A 24,039-nucleotide genomic window follows, 5' to 3' on the forward strand; every position below is an offset into this window, starting at 1 on the left:
TGGCTTTGTATGCTGTCCGTTAGATGCGCCGGCCTTAAGGCTGGTCGGAAAGAACGGAACAGTTCGACTCTGCGAAAAGTGCTCTGCGGTTCGGATAGGTACGCCGCGCAGTAGATTTTGCTAGGTCAGGATAGATACGCCTGAACTTGGGCAAGTCCGGGCGGCTGCGGTCAACTTAAGCCGGGAAGTAGTCTCGTTCTGACCTTATCTCGGAACGACGCCGGCGGCAGTATGTATCGGTTGCCCGATCCGCGTATGTTCAAAAGGCACTGAAACGGGAGCTGCCGATGCACCAGCACCGGCAACTCCGTATTCAGACCTTAGTCAAGCGTGATTTCCAGGGCCAGTCCGCGTAGCTCGTGGATGAGTACGTTGAACGACTCGGGGATATTCGGCTTGGGCAGTACGTCGCCTTTAACGATGGCTTCGTAGGCCTTGGCCCGACCTACCACATCATCCGACTTCACCGTCAGGATTTCCTGCAGCACGTTCGACGCGCCGAAGGCTTCCAGGGCCCACACTTCCATTTCACCGAAGCGCTGACCACCGAACTGCGCCTTACCACCCAGCGGCTGCTGCGTGATGAGCGAGTACGGCCCGATGGAGCGGGCGTGCATCTTGTCGTCCACCAGGTGACCCAGCTTCAGCATGTAGATAACACCCACCGTAATCGGCTGGTCGAACTGCTGACCGGTCAGACCATCGTGCAGGTACGAACGGCCGAACTTGGGCAACCCGGCTTCCGTGAGCTCCTTCGATACTTCCTCTTCGGTAGCACCGTCGAAAATCGGGGTAGCGTAGGTGCGGCCCAGCTTGAGGCCAGCCCAGCCCAGTACGGTTTCGTAAATCTGCCCGATGTTCATCCGGCTTGGTACGCCCAGCGGGTTCAGCACGATGTCCATCGGCGTGCCATCGGCTAGGAACGGCATGTCCTCATCGCGCACGATGCGGGCTACCACGCCTTTGTTACCGTGACGACCAGCCATTTTATCCCCCACCTTCAGCTTGCGCTTCTTAGCGATGTATACTTTGGCCAGTTGCACGATGCCGGCTGGCAATTCATCGCCAACTTCCAGCGTGAACCGCTCGCGCTTGAAGCGGGCCGTGATGGTGTTGCGGCGCTTGGCGTAGTTTTTCACCAATTGCAGCACCATGCCGTTGATCCGCTCGTCGGCCGTCCAGTTGTCCAGAATCAGGTCCTTGAAGATATTCACCTCTTCCGGAACGGCGTAGTTGCTCTCGTCCTTATAGAGGTTCTTCTCGGGGAACAGCCCTTCGTTGATGTTCTTCTTTCCGAACTTCACGCCCTTGCTGATGACCTCGTCGCCAAACTTGTGCTTCACGCCCTGGGAGGTTTTGCCTTCCAACAGCTGCACCAGCTTCTCAACCATGATGGTGCGCACGGCGCGCAGATCCTTGGAATAGGCCTCCTTCAACTCTTCTACTTCCTTCTTCGACTTGGCCCGCAGGTTTTTGTCTTTCTTAGGCCGCGAGAACAGCTTGGTGCCGATAACCACCCCTTGCAGGGACGGCGGCGCCTTGAGGGAGGCATCTTTCACATCGCCGGCCTTGTCGCCGAAGATGGCGCGGAGCAGCTTCTCTTCTGGAGTCGGGTCAGTCTCGCCCTTCGGCGTAATCTTACCGATCAGAATGTCGCCTTCCTTCACCTCAGCGCCCAAACGGATGATACCGTTGTCGTCGAGGTTGCGCACAGCTTCTTCGCTCACGTTCGGGATTTCCGAAGTAAGCTCTTCCTCGCCGCGCTTGGTTTCCCGCACTTCGAGCTCGAACTCCTCAATGTGAATCGAGGTGAAAATATCGTCGCGAACTACTCGCTCCGAGATGACGATGGCATCTTCGAAGTTGTAGCCCTGCCACGGCATGAATGCCACCTGCATGTTGCGGCCCAGGGCTAGCTCACCTTTGTTGGTGCCGTAGCCTTCGCAGAGCGGCTCACCCTTGGTTACGCGCTGGCCTTTCTTCACCAGCGGCGTCAGGTTGATGCAGGTATCCTGGTTGGTGCGGCGGAACTTGATCAGATCATAGGAAATCTTCTCCGCGTCGAAGCTGATCATGATATCGTCAGCCGTCAAATCGTATTTCACTACGATTTTATTAGCATCTACATAGTCAATCACACCATCGCCTTCAGCAACTACCAAAGCCCGCGAGTCAATGGCCGTGCGGCGCTCCAGGCCCGTGCCCACAATCGGGGCTTCTGGACGGAGCAGCGGCACTGCCTGACGCTGCATGTTCGAGCCCATCAGAGCCCGGTTGGCGTCATCGTGCTCCAGGAACGGAATCAGCGACGCAGCCACCGATACAATCTGGTTGGGGGCCACGTCCATGTAGGTGTACTCCTGGGGAGCCACTACGGGGAAGTCGCCTTCGAAACGGCCTTTTACGAGGTCATTGATGAAGTTACCCTTGTCGTCGATGCGGGCGTTGGCCTGGGCAATGTGGTGGGTGTCTTCTTCCTCAGCCGTCAGGTATTTCACGGTGTGGCTCACGTCCACCTTACCCTCTTTCACGGCGCGATAAGGCGTTTCAATGAAGCCCATGCCGTTTACCCGAGCGTGCACGCACAGCGACGAAATCAGACCAATGTTGGGTCCTTCCGGCGTTTCGATGGTGCAGAGGCGGCCATAGTGGGTGTAGTGAACGTCCCGTACTTCGAAGCCGGCACGCTCGCGGCTCAGACCTCCCGGCCCCAGCGCCGATACGCGACGCTTGTGCGTCACCTCAGCCAGGGGGTTGGTCTGGTCCATGAACTGCGACAACTGGTTGGTGCCGAAGAAGGAGTTGATAACCGACGAGAGCGTACGGGCGTTGATTAGGTCAACCGGCTTGAAGTCCTCGTTGTCGCGCACGTTCATGCGCTCTTTAATGGTCCGCGCCATGCGGGCCAGGCCCACGCCGAACTGGGCGTAGAGCTGCTCACCCACGGTGCGCACCCGACGGTTGCTCAAGTGGTCAATGTCATCGACCACGGCTTTCGAGTTGATCAGGCCGATCAGGTACTTCACGATCAGGACGATGTCCTCGTTGGTCAGTACCCGGGCTTCCCAGTTCTTGTCGAGGCCGAGCTTCTTGTTGATGCGGTAGCGGCCCACGTCGCCGAGGTCGTAGCGCTTATCCGAGAAGAACAGCTTCTGGATGATGTCACGAGCAGTTTCTTCGTCGGGAGCCTCCGTGTTCCGGAGCTGACGATAGATCTGCTCCACAGCTTCCTTCTCCGAGTTGGAGTTGTCCTTCTGCAGCGTGTTATAGATGATGGCGAAGTCCGCGATGTTCACATTCTCCTTGTGCAGGATAATGGACTTGGGGGCGGCTTCGAGGATGGTGTCGATGTCCTCTTCCTGAATGGTCGAGTCCCGCTCCAGCAGCACTTCGTTGCGGTCGATGGAAACTACCTCACCGGTGTCCTCGTCCACGAAGTCCTCCGTCCAGGTGCGCAGCACCCGAGCGGCCAGCTTGCGGCCGACGGCTTTCTTCAAAGCCTTCTTATCAGCCTTCACTTCCTCCGACAAACCGAACAGGTCCAGAATATCTTTGTCGGTGCCGTAGCCGATGGCGCGCAGCAGGGTGGTTACCGGGAATTTCTTCTTCCGGTCGATGTAGGCGTACATCACGTTGTTCACGTCCGTGGCAAACTCAATCCACGAGCCCTTGAACGGGATGATACGGGCCGAATACAGCTTGGTGCCGTTGGTGTGCTTGCTCTGGGCGAAGAACACGCCTGGCGAGCGGTGCAGCTGCGATACAATAACGCGCTCAGCGCCGTTGATGACGAACGAGCCCTTTTCGGTCATGTACGGGATGTTGCCCAAGAACACTTCCTGCTCAATCGTCTCGAAGTCTTCGTTGTCCTTGTCGTTGCAGACCAGGCGCAGCTTGGCCTTCAGCGGCACGGAGTACGTCAGGCCCCGATCGATGCACTCGTCCACCGAGTACTTCGGCGGATCCACGTGATAGTCGAGGAAGGTCAGGACGAAGTTTTCGCGCGAGTCCGAAATCGGGAAGTTCTCGGCAAATACCTTGAACAGACCCTCGTCGGTGCGGCTTTCGGCGGCCGTTTCCAACTGAAAGAAATCCTGGAACGATTGCAGCTGCACGTCCAGGAAATCCGGATACTCGATAACTTTCTTAATCTTGGCGAAGTTGATTCGCTCGATGGCTTTCTGCATCAAAGCCTTTGCTTTCGGTGTAGCCAATGCGGTTGGGTGTTAAGAAATGGACACTGAAGCGTACGGTAATCACTAAACTAATTGGTGCTTTCTGCGTACCCGTAGGCACAAAAAGCCGCAATGCGGCGCGGAAAGGCAATCCTCTTAGGTTTGTAGGCTACAAACAGGAAAAGACCTGGCTTAGTTGCCAGGCCTATCCATGTTCGTAAGAGAAAAAGCGCGGGGCAGCTTACTTAACCTCTACTTCAGCGCCGGCTTCTTCCAGTTGCTTCTTCAGGCCTTCAGCCTCGTCCTTGGTTACACCTTCTTTCAAAGGCTTAGGAGCGCCGTCAACCAGTTCTTTGGCTTCTTTCAGGCCCAGACCGGTCAGGTCTTTCACCAACTTAACTACGGCCAGCTTGCTAGCACCAGCAGACTTCAGGATCACGTCGAACGACGTTTTCTCCTCAGGAGCGTCAGCAGCAGCGCCAGCGCCACCACCAGCCATCATTACCGGAGCAGCAGCAGCTGGCTCGATGCCATACTCATCCTTCAGGATGGTAGCCAACTCGTTTACTTCTTTCACCGTCAGGTTAACGAGCTGCTCAGCGAATGCTTTCAAATCTGCCATTTCTGTAGATTGTTAAAAAAAAGGGGGTTGTTGAATTTAATTGAGGGGGAAAAAGACGGCTCGCAATTAAGCAGCAACCTCTTCTTTTTCGGAAAGCGTCTTGAGGATACCGGCCAGCTTGTTGCCACCGCTCGACAGAGCGCTGATAACATTCTTGGCAGGCGACTGGAGCAGACCGATAACTTCACCGATCAACTCGTTTTTGCCTTTCAGTGTGCTCAGTGTTTCAAGCTGGTCAGCGCCGATATAAACGCTGGAGTCGATGTAAGCACCTTTCAGCGCTGGCTTCGGAGTTACGCCGCGGCCGTAGGCTTGAGCTTTGTAAAAATCCTTCAGCAGCTTACCGGGAGCATTACCGGCCTCTTTCGAGAACAGCACGCCCGACTGGCTTTTCAGCGCCGCATCCATCTCCGACGTGTCACCGCCCAGCGTGTCGAGGGCTTTGCGGATCAGCGTGTTCTTGTACACTTTGAACTCCAGGCCACGGTTGAAGCACAACCGGCGGAATTCGTTGATTTTCGCCACCGACATTCCCGAAGCATCGGTAATGTAGAACGCGTTGTGCGATTGAAACTTTTCGCTCAACTCGTCGACGAGGATTTGTTTTTCTTCCCTTGTCATATCTCGTTGATTGTGAATTAAGCGGAAGTTACCGTAGTCTCAACCGGAACGGCCGGGCTCATCGTGCTGCTCAGCGTGATGCTCTTGATGTAAGTACCCTTAGCGGACGAAGGCTTCAGACGGATGAGGGTCTGGATTACTTCGATGGCGTTTTCCGCCAGCTTCTGGTCATCAAAAGATACTTTGCCTACGCTGCAGTGAATGATGCCGGTCTTGTCAACCTTGAAGTCGATTTTACCAGCTTTCACTTCCTGCACCGCCTTGGCCACGTCGGTCGTTACCGTACCCGACTTCGGGTTTGGCATCAGACCACGGGGACCGAGCACGCGGCCCAGGCGACCTACTTTGGCCATTACCGACGGCATCGTGATAATTACGTCGATGTCAGTCCAGCCTTTTTCGATCTTGGCGATGTAGTCGTCCAGACCAACGAAATCGGCGCCGGCGGCAGTAGCTTCGGCTTCCTTGTCAGGGGTCACGAGAGCCAGTACACGAACGGTTTTGCCGGTGCCGTGGGGCAGCGTGGCGACGCCACGTACCATCTGGTCAGCTTTGCGGGGGTCTACGCCCAGACGTACATCGATGTCGACAGAAGCGTCAAATTTGGTATAGGTAATATCCTTTACCACTTTGGCTGCTTCTACCAAGTTGCGAGCTGTCGTCAGGTCGTGCTTGGCAAGGGCGTCCTTGCGTTTTTTGCTAATCTTCGTCATGAGTTCTTCTCCGTTTGATTATGCAGCGAAAGGAGAAGCTCCCGAGACGGTGATACCCATGCTGCGGGCCGTACCGGCAACGAGTTTCATGGCCGACTCAATCTTGAACGAGTTCAAGTCGGGCATCTTCGTTTCGGCAATGGTGCGAACCTGGTCCCACGACACGGAGCCAACCTTGTTCCGGTTAGGCTCTTTCGAACCGCTCTGGATTTTGGCAGCTTCCATCAGGAGAACTGGTACCGGAGGGGTTTTCACGACGAAGTCAAACGACTTGTCGGTGTACATGGTAATCAGTACGGGACATACTTGGCCGGCCTTATCCTGGGTGCGCGCGTTGAACTGCTTGCAGAACTCCATGATGTTAAGGCCTTTGCTACCAAGTGCAGGTCCAACCGGCGGCGAAGGATTCGCAGCGCCTCCCTTTATCTGAAGCTTCAGATAACCTCTAATTTCTTTGGCCATTGGGATTGAAAGGCTTCGGAGAGTATAGTCGTAACACCAACTCTCCTCAGTTTAACTATTGCTCCTAAAAAGTGGAAGCCACCATTGGCCGGAGCAGACGAACCAACGACGTACTATCTATATGTGCTTAAGATTCTTTCTCGACCTGCGTGTAGCTAAGCTCCATGGGAGTGCTACGGCCGAAAATCTTCACAATCACGTTCAGCTTCTTGCGCTCATCAAATATCTCGGACACATTGCCGGAGAAGCCGCTGAAGGCACCATCCACTACTTTCACCAGCTCACCCACCACGAAGGGGGTATCCAAGCTGGCGGTTTCTTCCTCGGCCTCGTCCACGATGCCCAGGATGCGGTTCACTTCGGCCATACGCAGGGGCACAGGCTTGGTGTTAGCCGTTTTGCCTTCTTTGTCGCTTAGGAAACCAATTACGCCCGGCGTGCTGGTAATAATGTGGTCAACTTCGCCGTGCGACAGGTCGGCGTGAATGAGGATGTAGCCGGGAAAGAAGTTACGCTCGCGCACCCGCTTCTTGCCGTTGCGCATCTCATACACCTTCTCAGCTGGAATCAACACTTGGGGCACCAACTCAGAAAGGCCATGACGGCCAATCTCGGTTTCCAAGTACTGCTTGGCTTTCTTCTCTTGTCCACTAACCGAGCGGACTACGTACCATTTCAACTCTCCCATTAGATCAGCCGATTAACGGAATGAATTGTAAAATGCCTCCAGGCCGGTTTTGAACACGATGTCCATGATGCCGACAACGATGGCAAAGATCAGCGAGCCAATGAGCACCAAGCCGGCGCTCTTCTGCAGTTCATCGAAAGAAGGCCACGTTACTTTGTAGCGCATCTCCTCGGTGGTGTCGCGGAAATAATTCGTCAGCTTGCTCATGTTCACGCCTGGTTTGGCTGTACCTATTGTAGCTGTTGAAACAGCTTATCCTGCACGGGCGGAGAGATTCGAACTCCCATCAAAGGTTTTGGAGACCTCTATTCTACCCTTGAACTACGCCCGTGTATGCGTCCCGCAAAGCATGAAAGCCGGATTGGGACTGCAAATGTACTGAACTCTTTATACAAAACAAATCCGCCCCTGAAAATATCAGAGGCGGATTGTATTGATTTACCGGTTTCTAAACGAAACTAGTCGAGGATTTCGGTTACCTGACCGGCACCTACCGTACGGCCACCTTCGCGGATAGCGAAACGCAGGCCTTTCTCCATTGCCACCTTGCTGATCAGCTCAACCTGGATGGTGATGTTGTCGCCGGGCATTACCATTTCAACACCTTCTGGGAGGGTGATGATACCGGTAACATCGGTGGTACGCAGGTAGAACTGCGGACGGTAGTTGTTGAAGAACGGCGTGTGACGACCACCTTCCTCTTTCGAGAGAACGTAAACTTCAGCCTTGAACTTCTGGTGAGGCGTTACGGAACCGGGCTTGCAGATAACCATACCACGACGGATGGCTTCTTTTTCAATGCCACGGAGCAGCAGACCTACGTTGTCACCAGCTTCGCCACGGTCGAGGATCTTGCGGAACATTTCCACACCCGTCACCGTCGACTTCAGACCAGCAGCGGCACCCATACCGAGGATGTCAACCTGCTCACCCGAGTTGATAACACCACGCTCGATACGGCCGGTAGCTACCGTACCACGACCCGTGATAGAGAATACGTCCTCTACTGGCATCAGGAAGGGCAGGTCGGTCAGACGAGCTGGAATTGGAATGAAGCTGTCAACAGCGGCCATCAGTTCCTCGATCTTTGGAACCCAAGCAGCATCGCCGTTCAGGCCACCCAGAGCCGAGCCCTGAATAACTGGAATGTTGTCGCCGTCGAAGTCGTAGAACGAGAGCAGTTCGCGGATTTCCATTTCCACAAGCTCGAGCAGTTCGGGGTCATCCACCATGTCCACTTTGTTCATGAACACTACGAGCTGAGGAACACCTACTTGGCGAGCCAGCAGGATGTGCTCACGCGTCTGGGGCATTGGGCCGTCGGTAGCAGCTACCACGAGGATAGCGCCGTCCATCTGGGCAGCACCCGTTACCATGTTCTTCACATAGTCAGCGTGACCGGGGCAGTCAACGTGAGCGTAGTGACGATTTTCGGTAGAATACTCTACGTGCGACGTGTTGATCGTGATACCGCGCTCTTTTTCTTCGGGAGCGTTGTCAATCGACGAGAAGTCACGCTTGGCGGCCAAACCTTTGTTCGCCAGTACCATCGTGATAGCAGCGGTCAGGGTGGTTTTGCCGTGGTCGACGTGCCCGATCGTACCGATGTTCACGTGCGGCTTGGAACGATCAAAATTTTCTTTGGCCATTGTAAAGAGATTAAGAGGAATTTTAAGGAAGGAGGAGAAAACGCGACTTAACTATACCGCAAGAAAGCGAAACGCAGCGCCGCTTAGTGGGGTCAACTGCACGTCGCTTTACCTGTGACAGATCTGAACGGGGAAGTCGCGCTGCTCCGTTGTAATCTGTAATTGTGAGCCATTTATGGGATTTGAACCCATGACCTCTTCCTTACCAAGGAAGTGCTCTACCACTGAGCTAAAACGGCTGATTTTTGACACAAGCATTATTCGCGAGAAAATTGCCAGGGCCTGCAAAGATACTTGTTAATTCTAACAGCGAAGAGCCAACCGCTAAAAGCCGTTAAAAAGAGCGGGAGACGAGGCTCGAACCCGCGACCTGCAGCTTGGAAGGCTGCCGCTCTACCAACTGAGCTACTCCCGCGTAGTCGGAATTGAAAATTGGGGATTAAGGATTAAAACCCAGCCAAGCCGATTCTTAATCCTTAATCTACAATTCTCAATTCAGCTGTGGGGGTAACAGGACTCGAACCTATGAACCCGAAGGAGGTGAGTTACAGTCACCCGCAATTGCCGCTATGCGATACCCCCAGCTTGTTTTTCTCCGCCTTTTGCGCAGAACATTTTCCTTTTCGCTTGCCCTGCCAAAGTGGGTGGGTTGCTAAAGGAGTTGCAAAATTAGAGGGTTTCTCATGCAAGTCAAGCGTACGGTCAAAAAGGTTGCAATTATTTTTCCGGCAGCGGCATCTTGTCAGAAGGGTTTTGGTAGCTAACCGCCTGATTCAGGAGCAACAACGGAGGCCGTTGCTCTCAGCAGAATTGCCTGGTGCCAGCAAAAATAATTTTTACTGAATCAGGCTGTAGGCCGCTTTTAGCTGGTCATTCTTCTCTTTGGCCCGAATATCCTGCAGCGTAGCCTTCATGGTGGCGGTGCTGGGCACGAGCGAGCTGAGCCCGCGGTAAGCGCCCAGCTTGACGGTGATGTTGGGGTGGGTACGGGCGTAGGCTTCCAGCCGCTGAATACCCTTGTCGCGCTCTACGGGGGGCATTCGCTGCATCAGCAGGCCGAAATTCTGCAGGTAGGTATACAGTTCGTCCTCCGATACGTCGTTCATGCGGCGCAGAAACCATTGGTACTGGTCGGCAGTACCATTGAGGGAGTAGTAATTTGACAATGCGTTGAGCAGCACGGGACTGTGAGTATCCTGCAGCGCATTGAGAGCATCGCGGGTACCAATGCTTGGGTTGCGGGCCAGCGCGTTGATGGCTGCTCCTACCACCAAGTAGGAGCTGTCGTTGAGGGCGGTAGCATAGACATCGCTGAAATCCTCGTTGAGAAAAGCGCCCAGCGTGGTGACGGCCATGGCCCGCACCTGGCTTTTCTTGTCGGTAGTAGCGGCCCGGCGCAGCTCTTTGCGCACGGCGTTGCCTTCGGGCCCCTTGTAGCGGCGGAAACCCTCGACGGCGGCCAGGCGCACGGCCCAAAACGGGTCATTCATGGCATTGCGCAGCATTCCACTCACGGCCAGGTCGCCGAGCTTACCGCGCAGCTGGTCGATGGCTTCGTACTTCTGCAGGTAGTTGCGGGCGTGGTAGTACTGAAACAGCAGCTCGTCCTGGGTGCGCTGCTCCTGAACTTTGGCCAGCAACTGCCCTTCCGCATCAAACTTGACGAGGTTAGGGCGCTGCGAAGCGGGTAACGTGAACATCTGATTCGCCTTAGTGACGACAATCTTGTAGTCAGTCGGCTGGCTCTGGTTGCCGGTCCAGACTGATACGGTAACTGGCAGGCGATATATCGGGGTGAAGGTAGAATCCTGGCGTTGCTCCACGCGCAGATTCACCTGGCCGTTGGTGTAGGTGTGCGAAATGTAAAGCTCCGGGTGGCCGCGCTGCATAAACCACTGATCGAAGAACCACATGAGGTCTTCGCCGGTGGTTTCCTCGAAGGCCAGTCGCAGCTTGGCTATTTCCGAAGACGAAAACTTGTTCTGAGTCAGGTAGCGGTTCAGGGACGCGAAAAAAGCTTCGTCGCCGACGTATTTGCGCAGCATGTGCAGCACCCGCCCGCCCTTGTCGTAGGAGTGGCGGTCGAACATGTCTTCGCGGGTGGCATAGTGGTAGCGAATAAGAGGCTCGCGCTTGCTCTCGGCTTCGGTGAGGTAGTTGGTGAGTTTCTGCTGCTGCACCAGCGCGGCGGCATCGGCGCCGTATTTATGCTCGGCCCAGAGCAGCTCCGAATAATCGGCGAAGGATTCGTTCAGGGGCAAATTCGACCACGACTCGCTGGTCACGTAGTCGCCAAACCACTGGTGAAAGACTTCGTGGGCAATGGTTCCTTCGGCCTGGTAGCTTTGGTCAGGCAATTCGCGCTTGGTCAGTTGCACCCACTCCTGCCGGATGGTGGTGGCGGTGGTGTTTTCCATAGCCCCCGATACGAAGTCGCGCACGGCTACCTGCGCGTACTTTTCCCACGGAAAATCGACCCCAAGCTTGCGGGAGAAGAAATCCAGCATTTCCGGGGTATTGCCAAAAACGGCCTTAGCCGTGCCCTGAAAGCCGGGCTCCACGTAATAATCGACGGCTTTGCCGCGCCAGGTATCGTTGATGACGGCAAATTCGCCCACGGTCATCATGGTCAGGTAGGGTGCGGCGGGCAGGGTCTGCTTCCAGATGTCGGTGCGGGTGCCGTCGGCGTTCTTCTTGGAGGAAATCAGCAGGCCATTGGACAGGGTTTTGTAGCGCCCATCTACCGTCATGGTGATTTCCTGGGTCATGCGCTGATTGGGCTTGTCGATGGTCGGAAACCAGCAGGAATTGGCTTCCGTCTCGCCCTGCGTCCAGATCTGGCGGGGCTTGTTCTTGTCGGTGCCCAGCGGATTGATAAAGTAGAGCCCTTTGCTGCTGGTAATAGCCGCGCTGCCGCCAGCCTCCAGCTCGTTGGGCTTAGCCACGTAGCTGATGCGCACCTGATACTGCTCGTTGCGGGCATACATCCGGTCGAGGCTGATGGTCAGCTTGCGCTTGTCGTAGGTGTAGTTGAGGTTTTTCTCCTTGCCCCCAATCACGGCCCGCACGCTTTTTACGTCGAAGCCCTTGGCATCGAGCACCACCTGGTTTTGGGGGTAGAAGTGGGGGCGCAGCGTGAGCAGGGCATTGCCGAGCAGCCATTGCTTGGCCCAGTCGAACTTCACATCCAGCTTGGTATCCAGCACATCGGTGACGATGGTGGCGGTGGGCTGCACGGGGTTGGTAGGCGGCAGCCACGACGGAACGATGATGGTAGCGGCGGAAGATTGAGCCGGCGCAGCTTCGGCAACGGGCGTATTTTTCTTGTGAGCAGCCGCCTTCTGCGAGGTGGGCTTGCTGGTTTTAACTGTCTGAGCAGGAGCCGTTAAATGGCAGGTGAGGACCAGGCCAAGAACGCCGAGGACCGAATATTTCATGTATTGCTGCAATAGGGGATTGAAGGCTCAAGTTCCGAAATTATTTCAGATTTGGCCTATCTTTAAGCCCTTTTCCGCCCACCCTGACCCTATTCAGTATGCTACAGGTACGTACCACCCCCGACCAGCACTGGGATATCGAGTATCAGCCCAAGGGCCCCAGCCAGGTTGACGGCGAGCCATTCGCGTGGGACATTGCGGCGCTGGGTCAGGGCCGCTACCACATTCTGCTGGAGGGCCGCTCCTATTCGGCCGAGGTTGTCAGCGCCGACTATGCCGCCAAGGCATTTCAGGTGAAGATAAACGGCCAACTGGTAGAGCTGCAGGCCAAAGACCGCTTCGATCTGCTGCTTGATAAGCTGGGCATGAGCAACGTGGCCGCCAATAAGGTGAACGAGCTGAAAGCTCCGATGCCGGGCCTTATCGTGGCCATTCGGGTAGAGCCAGGCCAGGCCGTGCTGAAAGGCGACCCGCTGCTGGTGCTGGAGGCCATGAAAATGGAAAACATCCTAAAAGCACCGACCGATGGTGTCGTGGGTGCCATTAAGGTAAACCTGCGCGACAACGTAACCAAAGGGCAGGTTCTCGTCCAGTTCAATTAATCTTCAGCCAGAGCGCAGGAGTGGAACGAGGCAGTTTTCCGGCCCTTTTCCGCACTCTGGTCCGCCAGCTGGCTTTCTGATTCACGCTTAATCCCCACCCCCTTGAAGTACAAACGAATTCTGCTGAAGCTGAGCGGCGAGGCTCTGATGGGCCAGCAACAATACGGCATCGATGCCGAGCGCCTGATGCAGTACGCCGAGGAAATCAAGACGGCCGCGGCCACCGGCACGCAGGTTGCCGTGGTGATTGGCGGCGGCAACATCTTCCGGGGCGTGCAGGCCGAAGCCTTCGGCCTCGATCGGGTGCAGGGCGACTATATGGGTATGCTGGCCACCGTTATCAATTCGATGGCGCTGCAGAGTGCGCTGGAAAAAATCAACGTGAGCACGCGCCTGCTGTCGGGTGTCACCATTCAGCGCGTCTGCGAGCCGTACATCCGGCGGCGGGCGCTGCGCCACCTGGAAAAGGGCCGCGTGGTGATTTTCGGCGCCGGCATCGGCTCCCCGTATTTCACGACCGACTCGGCCGCTTCGCTGCGGGCCATTGAGATGGATGCCGACGTGGTGCTGAAAGGAACCCGCGTAGACGGCATCTATACCGCCGACCCCGAGAAGGACCCCACTGCCGTGCGCTACCCCGAAATCACCTTCGATGAGGTGATGGAGAAGAATCTGAGTGTGATGGACATGACGGCTTTCACGCTGTGCAAGGAGAATAACCTGCCCATCATCGTGTTCGATATGAACAAGCCCGGCAACCTGCAGCGCCTGATCGATGGCGAGAAAGTGGGCACGCTCGTGACCATGAATGCTAGTTCCGCAGCCCCGCTGCTCGACCCCAAGCACAGCAGCCTGCAGCCCGCCCTCGATACGCCAGCGGAGCAAGCGTAGAAATTTTAGGTGCTACGTCTTGAGTTTGACGTTCAAGACGCAGCATCATTTCACATTCAAAACTCAACTTTCAACACTTAACATTTTCAAAGTGGACGAGGAAATCCAGTTTTACCTGAGCGAGGCTGAAGAGTCAATGAGCAAGTCGCTGCAACATACCGGTTCGGAGTTGAGCCGCATCCGGGCAGGCAAGGCCTCGCCGGCCATGCTCGACAGCCTGCGGGTGGATTATTACGGCACGCCCACGCCCATTGCGCAGGTAGCCAACATCACTACGCCCGATGCCCGCACGCTGATGATTAAGCCCTGGGAGAAAAACATCATTGCCGAGGTGGTGAAAGCCATCAAGAACAGTGACCTGGGCCTCAACCCGCAGTCGGATGCCGAAGGAGTGCGCCTGAACATTCCGCCCATGACGCAGGAGCGCCGCAAGGAGCTGGTGAAGCAGGTGAAAAACGAAACCGAGCTGGGCAAAGTACGCATCCGCGGCATTCGCAAGGATGTGAACGATTCGCTCCGCAAGCTGCTCAAAGACGGCGCCGCCGAAGATGCCATCAAGGATGCCGAAGCCAAAGTGCAGAAGACCACCGACAGCTACATCAGCAAAGTAGACGACCTGATGAGCAAGAAGGAAGTGGAAATCATGACCATCTGATTTCGGCTGTCATTGCGAGGAACGAAGCAATCCGTCCTCTGAAATATAAAAAGCCTTGATCAAACAGAAAGCCCTGACGTAGCGATACATCAGGGCTTCCTGTTTAATCAAGGTTCATCTTATTGTCCAGGACGGATTGCTTCGTCCTTCGTCCTCGCAATGACAGGTGGGTTTACTCGCGCCAGTAGGCATCACGCAGGATGCGGGCTTCTACGGGCTCGGGCACCAGGTAGCGGATGGACTTGCCGGCCCGCACACAGTCGCGGATAAAGGTGGCGGAGATGTCGAGCAGCGGGGCATCTACCACGCGCACACCGGGGTGGGCGTTTACGTCGGTGGCATCTACGCCGGGCCGCGGGTACACGTACACTTCATGCTCGGCCAGGATGCGGTCGGCCTGTTTCCAGCGCGGCAGGCCGGGCAGGTTGTCTTCGCCCATGAGCAGCACAAAACGATGGTCGGGGTGGCGGCGGGCCAGCTCATCGAGCGTGTCGATGGTGTAGCTGGGCTTGGGCATGTCGAACTCGATGTTCAGGGCGCGGAGTCGCTCATTGCCGACAATGGCCAGCTGCACCAGCTCGTAGCGTTTCTGCTCGGCCAGCATCTCCTGCCCTACCTTAAACGGGCTTTGGGGCGACACTACCAGCCACACCGCGTCCAGATCGGTGTGCGTGGCCATAAAGTGCGCCAGGATAAGGTGACCGGTATGAATGGGGTTGAAGGAGCCAAATAGCAGGCCCACCTTCGTGGCGCGGGACTCGTGGCTCACAGAATGGCCGATTCGGCAGTAATGAAGTCGCGCACCAGCTTTTCGGCCTGGGCAGTGGCGTGGTCGAGGTCATCGTTGATGACGGTCACGTCGAAGCGGTCTTCAAAGGTTAGCTCAAAATTGGCTTTGTAGAGCCGGGCCGAGATGCTGGCCGCCGAATCGGTGGCGCGGGTACGCAGGCGCTCCTCCAGAATTTCGAGGGACGGCGGCTTCACGAACACCGCCAGCGCGCGGTCCTTGTAGAATTCCTTGATGCTGAGGCCGCCCTTCACGTCAACATCAAGCACGGCGTGCTTGCCGCTTTCCCAGATGCGCTCTATTTCTTCTTTAAGCGTGCCGTAAAAGGCCCCTTCGTACACTTCTTCCCACTCCACGAAGGCATCGTGCCGGATTTTCTCCTGGAACTCCTGCACCGAAATGAAGTAGTAGTCCTTCCCGTTGGCTTCGGTCCGGCCGCGCTTGTCGCGCGTACAGGCTGAAATAGAGAAGCTTAGCTCCGGAATACGATCCAGCAGCCGATGGACGATGGTGGTCTTGCCGGCCCCAGAAGGAGCCGAAAAAGCGATGATTTTACCCTGCATGGGGTAAAATTAGGCCATTTCTGCTTGAAGCCGCGCTAAAATAGTTTGAGGCAAGGTAGCAGGGGCACCTTTGCGGCCCACTTTGGCAGCCAAGAAATCCACGAAGACGCGCTGCTTATCGATGCTGTCGAAGCACGGCGAGCAGTCTTTAGCGTGGTCCAGGAAGTAAGTTTCATCATCCGCACTAGGCTCCTGGCCTACGATGATCTGGTCGAGAATTGTGTTCACGCGTTCACAGTCAGGTCCTTCGGCAGAAGAAGCGTTCTGGTTGGTTGATGTAGTAGTAGTGTGTTCCATAGCCGGGCCGGTTTACAAGCAGTGATTTTTATTCGTTGTCGTCCTCAACATCGGTGCCATCGGTATCGTTACCATAGCCCATCGATTTTGCGTATTTTTCTAGCTTATCCTTCAGGAAGTTGCGGGCCCGGTGCAGACGGGAGCGCACGGTTCCGATGGGAATATCCAGCACTTTGGCCATCTCCTCGTAAGTGAACCCTTCCAGGTCGCAGAGGATAATGACGGTGCGAAAATCCACGGGCAGCGAGTTCAGAGCGCTGGCCACCTCATCACCGATAAGGTCGCGCACGGACTGTTGGCGCATATCCGACGAAGTGCTACCCGCGTCGCCGTCGGCCTCCACGTCTTCCGTATTGTAGTAGCCCTCTATTTCGCTGTAGTCTACTTTAGCGGGCTGCTTGCTTTTCTTCCGAAAGTCGTTGATAAACGAGTTTTTCAGGATGCGGAACAGCCATGCTTTGGCGTTGGTTCCCTGCTCGAAGTACTCAAAAAAGCGGTAGGCCTTCAGGTACGTCTCCTGGACGAGGTCGTTGGCATCGTCTTCATCGAGGGTAAGACGGAAGGCAAAGTTGTACAGAGAGTCGAGAACAGGCATTAATTCCGCCTGAAACCGGCGGTCTTTCTCCTCTTTGCTCAACTTAGGAACCCGTTCGGGGGAGTCGCTCATGGACGCTGGAAATTGCGGCTATCGTTGGACGAATATAGACAGCCGTGTAAACAAATGTACAGATTATACTACGCAGCCCGCGCTGGGGTTGGCGGCGTGGGCTGGCTGCTCCGCTCGGTAGCCACAATCAGGAAGCCGTAGAGAAACACGAACAGGTTGAACCCGATCTGCAGCTCCAGCAGCGAATCGACCAGCATAGCCGTGCCCAGTATCAGCAGGAAATGTCCTACGTACGGATTGCGGCGCTGGCTGGGTTGCGCCAGCGGCCCCAGCAAGACCAGCAGCCACAGAAATACCCCCGTGATTCCACCGCTAATCAGGTAGTGCAGATACTGGTTATGAATCATCACCCTATTTTCGGGGCGGATGCCGAAATCCTGATATTCGTACTGCCGCATCATGGCATCGTAGGCATCGGCGGCCCCTACGCCCAGCCAGGGGTTGTTGGTGGCAATGGTGCGGGCCGTTTCCCAGGCGGCCAGCCGCCTGGCCACGGAGTAGTTGTTCAGGTCGCGGCCTTGCTGGAATTGCTCGATGTCGTAGAGCGTGTTTGTGACCCGCTCGCGCACCGATGGCAATGCCCGGTAAGCCAGCAGCGGGCCACCGGCCAACAGCAGTAGCAGGGCCAGACTGATGAGTAGCTGCCGGCGCACCAGCAGAAAATAAACCGCATCAGCCAGCAGCATCACATAGAAAACCAGCAAGCCAGTGCGATAGGCCAGCACATGCAGCACGATGGCCGCCGTAGCCGCCGAGGCCAGCAAAAGCCCACGCCATATTGGCGTAGCCCATTGGCTGCGGCTCAAAAGCAGGCCAAAATAGAAGGCCAGGGCCAGCATAATGCTGAAGTGAATGTGGAAGATGCGGGTGATGGAAGGCAGATTCTGGCCCACGTTGATCAGGCTGATGAACCCGGCCGGATCCAGCAGGTAACGCCCGAGCGTGGCCGCGCCAACAAGGGCCAGCCCCACTACGAACAGCACGCCGACCCCAAACCGCTGCCGGCCACTCAGCGGGACGGCCAAAGCGAAGGCCAGCGGCACCCCGATAAGCGGCAATTGGCGGTACAGCTCGTGCCGCCACACGTCCCAGGCCGTAGTGTAGAAGCCGCTCAGCAGCAATAAGCCATACAGCAAAGCCAGCAACCAGACGCTGCTGCTGCGCAGCCAGCCCGGCACGGCTTGGCGCAGCTGCGGGTTGGCCAGCGCTGCCGCCACGCCCACCAGCGGACTAATGGCCACCAAGGCCCGGGCCGCCAGCAGGCCCACTACGCCCGCCACACAGGCCAGCAGTAGCAGGTATTGCGACAGGCGGCCATCGGCGTAGGCTTGCCGAAAGACACTGGCCGGCGAATTTGACATCATACTACAGCAATGATAAAGCAGAAAAAATCAGGATGCTACCGGCGGCAAGGGCTGCCAGAGCGCAATGCGGCTGAGCACCTGGGCTGGCTCAATGGCCTTAATACAGCTGCAGGAAGCCGGCTGCTGGCGGCAATCGGAACAGTCGGGCCGGTTGAAAACCAGGTACTCGGCGTGCGGGCCCAGCGGAGCCCAGCGGCCGGGATGCGTGGGCCGCATGGGCGGATACAGGCCCAGGACATGACGGCCCAGCGCGGCGGCCAAATGCAGCGGACCGGTGCTATTGGCCACCAGCCCATCGGCGGCGGCAATGAAGGCAAGCAGCTGCGGCAGCGAAAGCCGGCCGGTGAGGTTGGCGGCCAGCGCGGCGGCGTGCTCCGTCAGCCAGGGGCGCAGCTCCTCCCCTTCCGCCGCCGTGCCGGTGATGAAGACGCGGTGCCCGGCCTGGTGCAGCAGCCGCACCAAAGTGCCGAAATGAGCCAGGCCCCACTCCCGGGCACTACCGCGGCTGCGCGGGTGCAGAATGACGTTGAGCTGGCCGGGTTGCCGGGCCCGCAGCAGCTGAGCTAGGTCCGGAGGAAGGACGGCGGCCGGCTGCAGGCGTACCAGCGGCACTATTTCCGGCAGGGGCAGCGTAACAGTCAGGCCCAAGGGGCGAAGCAGCGCCAGGTTCAGCTGCGCCTCGTGTAGCGGCGATTCGCGCCGGCTGAGCGCCACCAGCCGGTTGCAGGTGAGCCAGTGAAACCAGCGGTTGCGGGTGCCAATACGGCTTGGAATGCCCGCCTTTTGAGCCAGCCGCGCCACCTGCTTGTTGGGAAACACATGGACAATAGCCTCGGCCTGCTGCTGACGAAGCATGGTTACCTGCTCCGCTTCAGGCAGCTTCAGCAGGTCGTCGAAGTTCAGAAAAGCGTCTATCCAGGGGCATGCTTCGGCTACGGCCTGGGTGTAGGTGCGCCCCAGCAGTACCACGCGACAACCGGGAAACATACGCTTGAGCTGGCCGCAGACGGGCAGCGTGAGTACCACGTCGCCGATGGCATCGGTACGGCTGACCAGAAATGTTCTCATTCGGCAGCAGTTGGAATAGCCGGCAGCGTGCGCAGCTTGGCGAATTTCAGAAACACGCCCCAGGCCGAAATACCGGCAATGCACAGCCCCGCGAAACCATCGAGCAAGCCCAGCCGAAAAAAGTAGCCGTGCACGAATTTCCAGAGCGGCTTGAGCAGCAGGTGAAACAGCGTGACGCGCCGCTTGCCGCGCAATGCCAGCTCGGCGGCCGCAATACTGGTAAAGCGGTTGAGCTGGCTGACGTGCTGCTCGACGGAATAGTAAGAATAGTGGAGTAGGTCGCCGGCAAGGCTCCCAACGCTCTGACCGGCGGCCACTTCGTAGCGCTCGTGCAGTAGCAGGCCCTGCCACTGGCCCTGGCGGCGGTCGTAGAGGCGCAGCTTGCGGTCGGGATACCAGCCGCCGTGCCGCACCCAGGTGCCGCAGTAATTGGTGAGGCGGGCCAGCGTGTAGCCGGCGTGCTGCCAGTCGGCTTTGGCGGCCCGGATGCTCTGGCGCAGCTCTTCGGTCAGCACTTCGTCAGCATCGAGCTGCAGCACATGGTCATATTGAGCGGCAGCGGTAGCATAGTTCTTTTGCTCTACATAACCCTCAAAGGCGTGCTGAACGACGCGGACTCCGAACTGGCGGCAGATTTCCACGGTGCGGTCGGTGGAGAAGCTGTCCACTACCAGTACCTCGTCGGCCACACCCTGCGCTGCGGCGAGGCAGCGGGCAATGTTGGCTTCTTCGTTGAAGGTGATGATGACGACGGAGAGAGGAACGGGCATAGAGGGTGCAAATATCGACATTCGCAGGCTCCTCACCATCTCTATTCCATATCAGTAGAAAAGGCTTTTTCATCATAAGGTCTTTTGCGTTTCCTGCTTCATTTAAAACGATTAGGAGAGTACTCAAAAATATATCCCTACTTTGATGCAGTTTTAGGTCTTGGCAGTATTGATCGGGCATTGTTCACTAATTTCTTGTAGATGCTTCAGCGGCTAAAAGGCCTAATTAGTGGTCATAACTTGCACCTTGTGTAACACTTTTCATAATAACGGTAATCCGAATCTGGTTTCCATACAATTCGCACCTTAGCACTAATGAATTACAATCGTATATATCAGTATAGATTTCAGAATACTAATGCAGCCAAAAAGCAAGTCGTCTGGACTGAGTTAGCTACATGGCTCTACAATGGCTACCTCAACCGTCCACAAAGTGTGTTGGACCCAGCTGGTGGCTTGTGCGAGTTTATTAATGCCATACCAGCCGCCGAAAAATGGACTATAGATCTAGAAGCAGACTTCATTCGCAAGCATGCCGCACCCAATGTAAACATACAAGTAGGCAATAACCTAGAGGTCGATATTCCACAAAATCACTTCGACGCAGTATTTATTTCCAACTTCTTAGAGCATCTAAACACTCAGGTGCAAGTAGCCGCTTTGCTAGGCCGGATGTATGCTAGCATGAAGAAAGGCGGGCGCATCGTCGTTATGGGTCCTAACTTTCGACACACTTATAAGGAATATTTCGACTTCGCAGACCATACTGTCATCCTGACTGAGATGGGCGTCGCTGAACACTTGTATGGCGCAGGGTTCAAGATTATCAAAATCATCGACAAATTTCTTCCTCTTTCCTTTCGTAGCGGTGGCTATCTGCCTGTCACCTCCCTCACGGTGAAAACCTACCTGAACATTTCGCTGGCTTGGCGGATAATGGGAAAGCAGTTTCTGGTAGTTGCCGAGAAATAAAATCCCCTTCCGACGAATCAGAAGAGGATTTTATTAGCTAAACACACGTCTGTGACCTAGTACCGGTAAGCATCCGACTTAAACGGACCTTGTACCTTTACGCCGATGTAGCTGGCCTGCTTAGGCTTCAGCTCGTCCAGCTCCACGCCGATTTTGGCGAGGTGCAGGTACGCCACTTTCTCGTCGAGGTGCTTGGGCAGCGTGTACACTTTGTTCTCGTAGTTGGCCGAATTCGCCCACAACTCCAGCTGCGCGAGCGTCTGGTTGGTGAAGGAGTTCGACATTACGAATGATGGGTGGCCGGTAGCGCAGCCCAGGTTCACGAGGCGACCTTCGGCCAGAATGATGACTTCCTTGCCGTCGATGTTGTAGAGGTCCACCTGGGGCTTCACCGTGTCTTTGGTGTGGCCGTAGTTGCCGTTCAGCCACGCCATATCGATTTCATCGTCGAAGTGGCCGATGTTGCAGACAATGGCTTTGTCCTTGAGGGCGCGGAAATGCTCTTCGGTGATGATGTCGCAGTTGCCGGTGGCGGTTACCACGATGTCGGCCTCCTTGATGGCAGTAGCCATTTTCTTCACCGCGTAGCCGTCCATAGCGGCCTGCAGGGCGCAGATCGGGTCAATTTCCGTGACGATGACGCGGGCACCAGCCCCACGCAGTGAGGCAGCGGTGCCTTTTCCTACGTCGCCGTAGCCAGCCACTACGGCAATCTTGCCGGCCATCATCACGTCGGTAGCCCGGCGGATAGCATCCACGGCCGACTCTTTGCAGCCGTACTTGTTATCGAACTTCGACTTGGTAACCGAGTCGTTGATGTTGAAGGCCGGCATGAGGAGGGACCCGTTTTTCACGCGGTCCAGCAGGCGCAGTACGCCGGTCGTGGTTTCCTCCGAAATGCCTTTGATGCCCGCGGCCAGCTCCGGGAACTGATCCAGCACCATGTTGGTCAGGTCGCCGCCGTCGTCCAGAATCATGTTCAGTGGCTGCCGGTCTTCGCCGAAAAACAGCGTCTGCTCGATGCACCAGTTGAATTCCTTCTCGTTCATGCCTTTCCAGGCATATACCGGAATGCCGGCGGCCGCAATGGCGGCGGCGGCGTGGTCCTGAGTCGAGAAGATGTTGCACGACGACCACGTTACGTCAGCACCCAGCGCGATGAGCGTTTCGATGAGGACGGCCGTCTGGATGGTCATGTGCAGGCAGCCGGCAATGCGGGCACCCTTCAGCGGCTGCGAAGCGCCGAACTCGTCGCGCAGGGCCATCAGGCCGGGCATTTCCGCCTCAGCCAGCCGGATTTCCTTGCGGCCCCACTCGGCCAGCGACATGTCTTTTACTTTGTACGGAACGTAAGCCGTGGTCTTGGTCTCAACCATGATACAGAGGATGTTTGCGAATCAACTGCAAAGATACAGGTTTTGTTCGCTGCGGGCGGGGCGCAAAAAAGCCCGAACCGAGTAGGTTCAGGCTTTCGCTGATTTTGGTGCGGCGCGAAGAATACTAGTTGTTTTGAATCAAGACTGCTTTGGGCTGCAGCGCAGGATCTACGAGTGCGCCCGTGATACCGCGCAGCACTACGGTATAGATCTTACCAGATTCGTACGTCTTGTTGGCTACTGTACCCGAGCCGCTGCCGTCACCCACGTTGGTAACTACTACCGAAGCCGGGCCGCTGGTAACAGCTATGTTGTAGGAGCCGGGCAGAATCTCTACGAAAGAAGAGGCGTTAGCGAACTGCGTCTCCGTGTTGGCAATATCGGCTACCGATGCAACGGTGGTAGAAAGCTTGAGCGGCGTCAGGGAGCCTTGGCCCAGATGCACGAAACGAATTTTGGCTTTACCGGCCGAGGGGGCCGTCAAATCGTCCGGAATCAGCAGCCCAGCTACCGTGGTAGGGGCATTGGCGTAGGCGAAATACGAATAGCTCTTGTCCTTTTCCACGGTCAGGGCCTGCGTCAGGGCATTGGCACCCGAGGAGGCCACATTTACTTTCAGGGTATGAGCGCCGGTGTTGATACCCTGATAGCCCGAGTTCTGGCCATACGTGAGCGTGGCCTTGTCCACATCATCAACCAGCACTTTCACGCCGACATTGGCACTGGCCGCCATATGGAAGGCACTGACGCGGCCTTGTTCGGGCGCTGGTGTCACCACCGGATCATCGTCTTTACCACACCCGGCGAAGGCTAGCACAGCGGGCAAAGCAGTTAGCACTAGGGTGCGGCGTAGAGCAGTTGCGAGAGTTTTCATACGTCAGAAATGGGGGTAAAGACAAAGTGAACTGGGCTCAGAACGTAAGCCCAGCGGGTTTTGTTGGATGGCCGGGCAGAAGTTTTTCCCGACCAATTGCACTTTTCCTTCGATCAACGCATTGCTATGGTGCTATATACTCCCGTATCTTTGGCTGTTCGCTGCCGCTCCATTTTCTTCGTTTCCTGCCTTATGCGCCGTTGTTTCGTTTTCTTATTGCCTTTGCTGCTTGCTTTTGGTGCGGCCCATTCCCAACAGGCTCCCGCAAAACCGCTTATTCAGCTCAGCCCCGAGGACGAAGACCGGCGGGAGAGCGGCCCGCAGAAGAATTTCTACTTCACCACGCGGCCAGCACCCAATGCCAAGTATGAAAATGCCGGGTTCTTCGGGCAGCGCCTGCGGCCTTATTTGGCCGGTAATACGGAGGCCATTGCCAGCCTGAACCGCTACCGGCGGCAGAAATGGCTATTTCTGACCGAACGAGTGCTTTTCGTGAGCACCGTGGGCGTATACAGTCAGCAGGTGCTGGCTGGCTCCGGCGAGCAGCAGTATTTCAACAACACCCAGAAGATTGCCATTGGGGTAGCGGCGTTCAGCCTGCTGTCCAACGCCTTTATCTCGCGCCACACCAACGACCATTTTCAGCGGGCCGTGGGTGAGTACAATGCCGGGCTGTCGTCGGCCCATGTAGGTGGGCTGCGGCGGCTGGCTCCTTCCGCTATCGGCCTGACGGCTGCGGCCGGCGGTCAGCCCTTGCTGGCCCTGCGCTGGAGCCTGCGGTAAGCC

At 56.5% G+C, this 24,039-nt stretch carries 23 protein-coding genes and 4 tRNA genes; 5 read left to right on the plus strand and 22 right to left on the minus strand.

Translation table 11 applies throughout. From position 1 onward, the window contains the following. Window positions 1-320: 320 nt before the first annotated feature. The 13 genes from rpoB to BUB62_RS05430 all read right to left on the minus strand — a co-directional run bounded on the left by rpoB (window position 321) and on the right by BUB62_RS05430 (window position 12,367). The gene (gene rpoB, locus BUB62_RS05370; protein ID WP_073107107.1) at window positions 321-4,187 is read right to left on the minus strand and encodes a DNA-directed RNA polymerase subunit beta; all 3,867 of its coding nucleotides are present in this window, start codon (window positions 4,185-4,187) and stop codon (window positions 321-323) included. A 229-nt stretch (window positions 4,188-4,416) separates the two neighbouring features. Beyond that, window positions 4,417-4,797, minus strand: a complete 381-nt coding sequence (rplL, locus tag BUB62_RS05375) for a 50S ribosomal protein L7/L12 (RefSeq protein ID WP_073107110.1) — start codon at window positions 4,795-4,797, stop codon at window positions 4,417-4,419. Window positions 4,798-4,863: 66 nt separating this feature from the next. Continuing rightward, complete coding sequence (rplJ, locus tag BUB62_RS05380; protein WP_073107113.1) at window positions 4,864-5,418, minus strand: 50S ribosomal protein L10; 555 nt, start codon at window positions 5,416-5,418, stop codon at window positions 4,864-4,866. 17 nt (window positions 5,419-5,435) lie between these two features. Then, a complete protein-coding gene (gene rplA, locus BUB62_RS05385) occupies window positions 5,436-6,131 on the minus strand; it encodes a 50S ribosomal protein L1 (protein ID WP_073107114.1) in 696 nt (231 codons plus the stop codon). A gap of 18 nt (window positions 6,132-6,149) precedes the next feature. Beyond that, window positions 6,150-6,593 carry a 50S ribosomal protein L11 gene (gene rplK, locus BUB62_RS05390; RefSeq protein ID WP_073107117.1) on the minus strand — a complete coding sequence of 148 codons (444 nt, stop codon included), beginning with the start codon at window positions 6,591-6,593 and terminating at the stop codon, window positions 6,150-6,152. 127 nt (window positions 6,594-6,720) lie between these two features. Then, the gene (gene nusG / locus BUB62_RS05395) at window positions 6,721-7,281 is read right to left on the minus strand and encodes a transcription termination/antitermination protein NusG (protein WP_073107120.1); all 561 of its coding nucleotides are present in this window, start codon (window positions 7,279-7,281) and stop codon (window positions 6,721-6,723) included. 12 nt (window positions 7,282-7,293) lie between these two features. Beyond that, entirely contained in the window at window positions 7,294-7,488 is a 195-nt protein-coding gene (gene secE, locus BUB62_RS05400; RefSeq protein ID WP_073107351.1) for a preprotein translocase subunit SecE, read from the minus strand. A gap of 53 nt (window positions 7,489-7,541) precedes the next feature. Continuing rightward, a tRNA-Trp gene (locus BUB62_RS05405) sits at window positions 7,542-7,612 on the minus strand. 127 nt (window positions 7,613-7,739) lie between these two features. Further along, window positions 7,740-8,930: an elongation factor Tu gene (gene tuf / locus BUB62_RS05410; protein WP_073107122.1), complete on the minus strand. Its 1,191-nt coding sequence runs from the start codon at window positions 8,928-8,930 to the stop codon at window positions 7,740-7,742. A gap of 167 nt (window positions 8,931-9,097) precedes the next feature. Beyond that, window positions 9,098-9,169 (minus strand) — tRNA-Thr (locus tag BUB62_RS05415). Window positions 9,170-9,272: 103 nt separating this feature from the next. After that, window positions 9,273-9,345: transfer RNA gene (locus tag BUB62_RS05420), tRNA-Gly, on the minus strand. Between the two features lie 87 nt (window positions 9,346-9,432). After that, a tRNA-Tyr gene (locus BUB62_RS05425) sits at window positions 9,433-9,512 on the minus strand. A 254-nt stretch (window positions 9,513-9,766) separates the two neighbouring features. After that, window positions 9,767-12,367: a M1 family aminopeptidase gene (locus BUB62_RS05430; RefSeq protein WP_073107354.1), complete on the minus strand. Its 2,601-nt coding sequence runs from the start codon at window positions 12,365-12,367 to the stop codon at window positions 9,767-9,769. 98 nt (window positions 12,368-12,465) lie between these two features. Between BUB62_RS05430 and BUB62_RS05435 the strand changes: the two genes are divergently transcribed. The 3 genes from BUB62_RS05435 to frr all read left to right on the plus strand — a co-directional run bounded on the left by BUB62_RS05435 (window position 12,466) and on the right by frr (window position 14,515). Further along, on the plus strand, window positions 12,466-12,969 hold the full coding sequence (locus BUB62_RS05435; protein ID WP_073107125.1) for an acyl-CoA carboxylase biotin carboxyl carrier protein subunit: 504 nt from the start codon (window positions 12,466-12,468) through the stop codon (window positions 12,967-12,969). A 102-nt stretch (window positions 12,970-13,071) separates the two neighbouring features. Then, window positions 13,072-13,860 (plus strand): UMP kinase, encoded by a 789-nt coding sequence (gene pyrH / locus BUB62_RS05440; protein ID WP_073107128.1) that lies wholly within the window; start codon window positions 13,072-13,074, stop codon window positions 13,858-13,860. Window positions 13,861-13,951: 91 nt separating this feature from the next. Next, window positions 13,952-14,515, plus strand: a complete 564-nt coding sequence (gene frr / locus BUB62_RS05445) for a ribosome recycling factor (protein ID WP_073107132.1) — start codon at window positions 13,952-13,954, stop codon at window positions 14,513-14,515. 172 nt (window positions 14,516-14,687) lie between these two features. On the opposite strand, the gene nadD is transcribed toward frr, so the two are convergent. The 7 genes from nadD to BUB62_RS05480 all read right to left on the minus strand — a co-directional run bounded on the left by nadD (window position 14,688) and on the right by BUB62_RS05480 (window position 20,031). After that, a complete protein-coding gene (gene nadD / locus BUB62_RS05450; RefSeq protein WP_073107135.1) occupies window positions 14,688-15,284 on the minus strand; it encodes a nicotinate (nicotinamide) nucleotide adenylyltransferase in 597 nt (198 codons plus the stop codon). Then, window positions 15,281-15,865 (minus strand): guanylate kinase, encoded by a 585-nt coding sequence (gmk, locus tag BUB62_RS05455; RefSeq protein WP_073107138.1) that lies wholly within the window; start codon window positions 15,863-15,865, stop codon window positions 15,281-15,283. Before gmk ends, nadD begins: the two co-directional genes overlap by 4 nt. Window positions 15,866-15,874: 9 nt before the next feature. After that, window positions 15,875-16,162 (minus strand): hypothetical protein, encoded by a 288-nt coding sequence (locus tag BUB62_RS05460; protein WP_143164039.1) that lies wholly within the window; start codon window positions 16,160-16,162, stop codon window positions 15,875-15,877. A 28-nt stretch (window positions 16,163-16,190) separates the two neighbouring features. Further along, window positions 16,191-16,829: a sigma-70 family RNA polymerase sigma factor gene (locus BUB62_RS05465; protein WP_073107143.1), complete on the minus strand. Its 639-nt coding sequence runs from the start codon at window positions 16,827-16,829 to the stop codon at window positions 16,191-16,193. A gap of 68 nt (window positions 16,830-16,897) precedes the next feature. Further along, window positions 16,898-18,193 carry an O-antigen ligase family protein gene (locus BUB62_RS05470; RefSeq protein WP_084538841.1) on the minus strand — a complete coding sequence of 432 codons (1,296 nt, stop codon included), beginning with the start codon at window positions 18,191-18,193 and terminating at the stop codon, window positions 16,898-16,900. A gap of 27 nt (window positions 18,194-18,220) precedes the next feature. Next, window positions 18,221-19,261, minus strand: a complete 1,041-nt coding sequence (locus BUB62_RS05475) for a glycosyltransferase family 9 protein (protein WP_073107151.1) — start codon at window positions 19,259-19,261, stop codon at window positions 18,221-18,223. Further along, on the minus strand, window positions 19,258-20,031 hold the full coding sequence (locus tag BUB62_RS05480; protein ID WP_073107153.1) for a glycosyltransferase family 2 protein: 774 nt from the start codon (window positions 20,029-20,031) through the stop codon (window positions 19,258-19,260). Before BUB62_RS05480 ends, BUB62_RS05475 begins: the two co-directional genes overlap by 4 nt. A gap of 315 nt (window positions 20,032-20,346) precedes the next feature. Here BUB62_RS05480 and BUB62_RS05485 point away from each other — a divergent pair, with 315 nt between their 5' ends. Beyond that, a complete protein-coding gene (locus tag BUB62_RS05485) occupies window positions 20,347-21,003 on the plus strand; it encodes a class I SAM-dependent methyltransferase (RefSeq protein WP_073107156.1) in 657 nt (218 codons plus the stop codon). Between the two features lie 56 nt (window positions 21,004-21,059). On the opposite strand, the gene ahcY is transcribed toward BUB62_RS05485, so the two are convergent. Together ahcY and BUB62_RS05495 are read right to left on the minus strand one after the other, a co-directional pair. Further along, the gene (ahcY, locus tag BUB62_RS05490) at window positions 21,060-22,379 is read right to left on the minus strand and encodes an adenosylhomocysteinase (protein ID WP_073107159.1); all 1,320 of its coding nucleotides are present in this window, start codon (window positions 22,377-22,379) and stop codon (window positions 21,060-21,062) included. Window positions 22,380-22,503: 124 nt separating this feature from the next. Continuing rightward, a complete protein-coding gene (locus tag BUB62_RS05495) occupies window positions 22,504-23,253 on the minus strand; it encodes a DUF4397 domain-containing protein (RefSeq protein WP_084538842.1) in 750 nt (249 codons plus the stop codon). A gap of 222 nt (window positions 23,254-23,475) precedes the next feature. Between BUB62_RS05495 and BUB62_RS05500 the strand changes: the two genes are divergently transcribed. After that, window positions 23,476-24,036 carry a hypothetical protein gene (locus tag BUB62_RS05500; RefSeq protein ID WP_073107163.1) on the plus strand — a complete coding sequence of 187 codons (561 nt, stop codon included), beginning with the start codon at window positions 23,476-23,478 and terminating at the stop codon, window positions 24,034-24,036. The last annotated feature ends 3 nt before the right edge of the window (window positions 24,037-24,039 follow it).

The sequence above is a fragment of the Hymenobacter daecheongensis DSM 21074 genome (genome assembly GCF_900141805.1).
Taxonomy (GTDB): Bacteria; Bacteroidota; Bacteroidia; order Cytophagales; family Hymenobacteraceae; genus Hymenobacter; species Hymenobacter daecheongensis.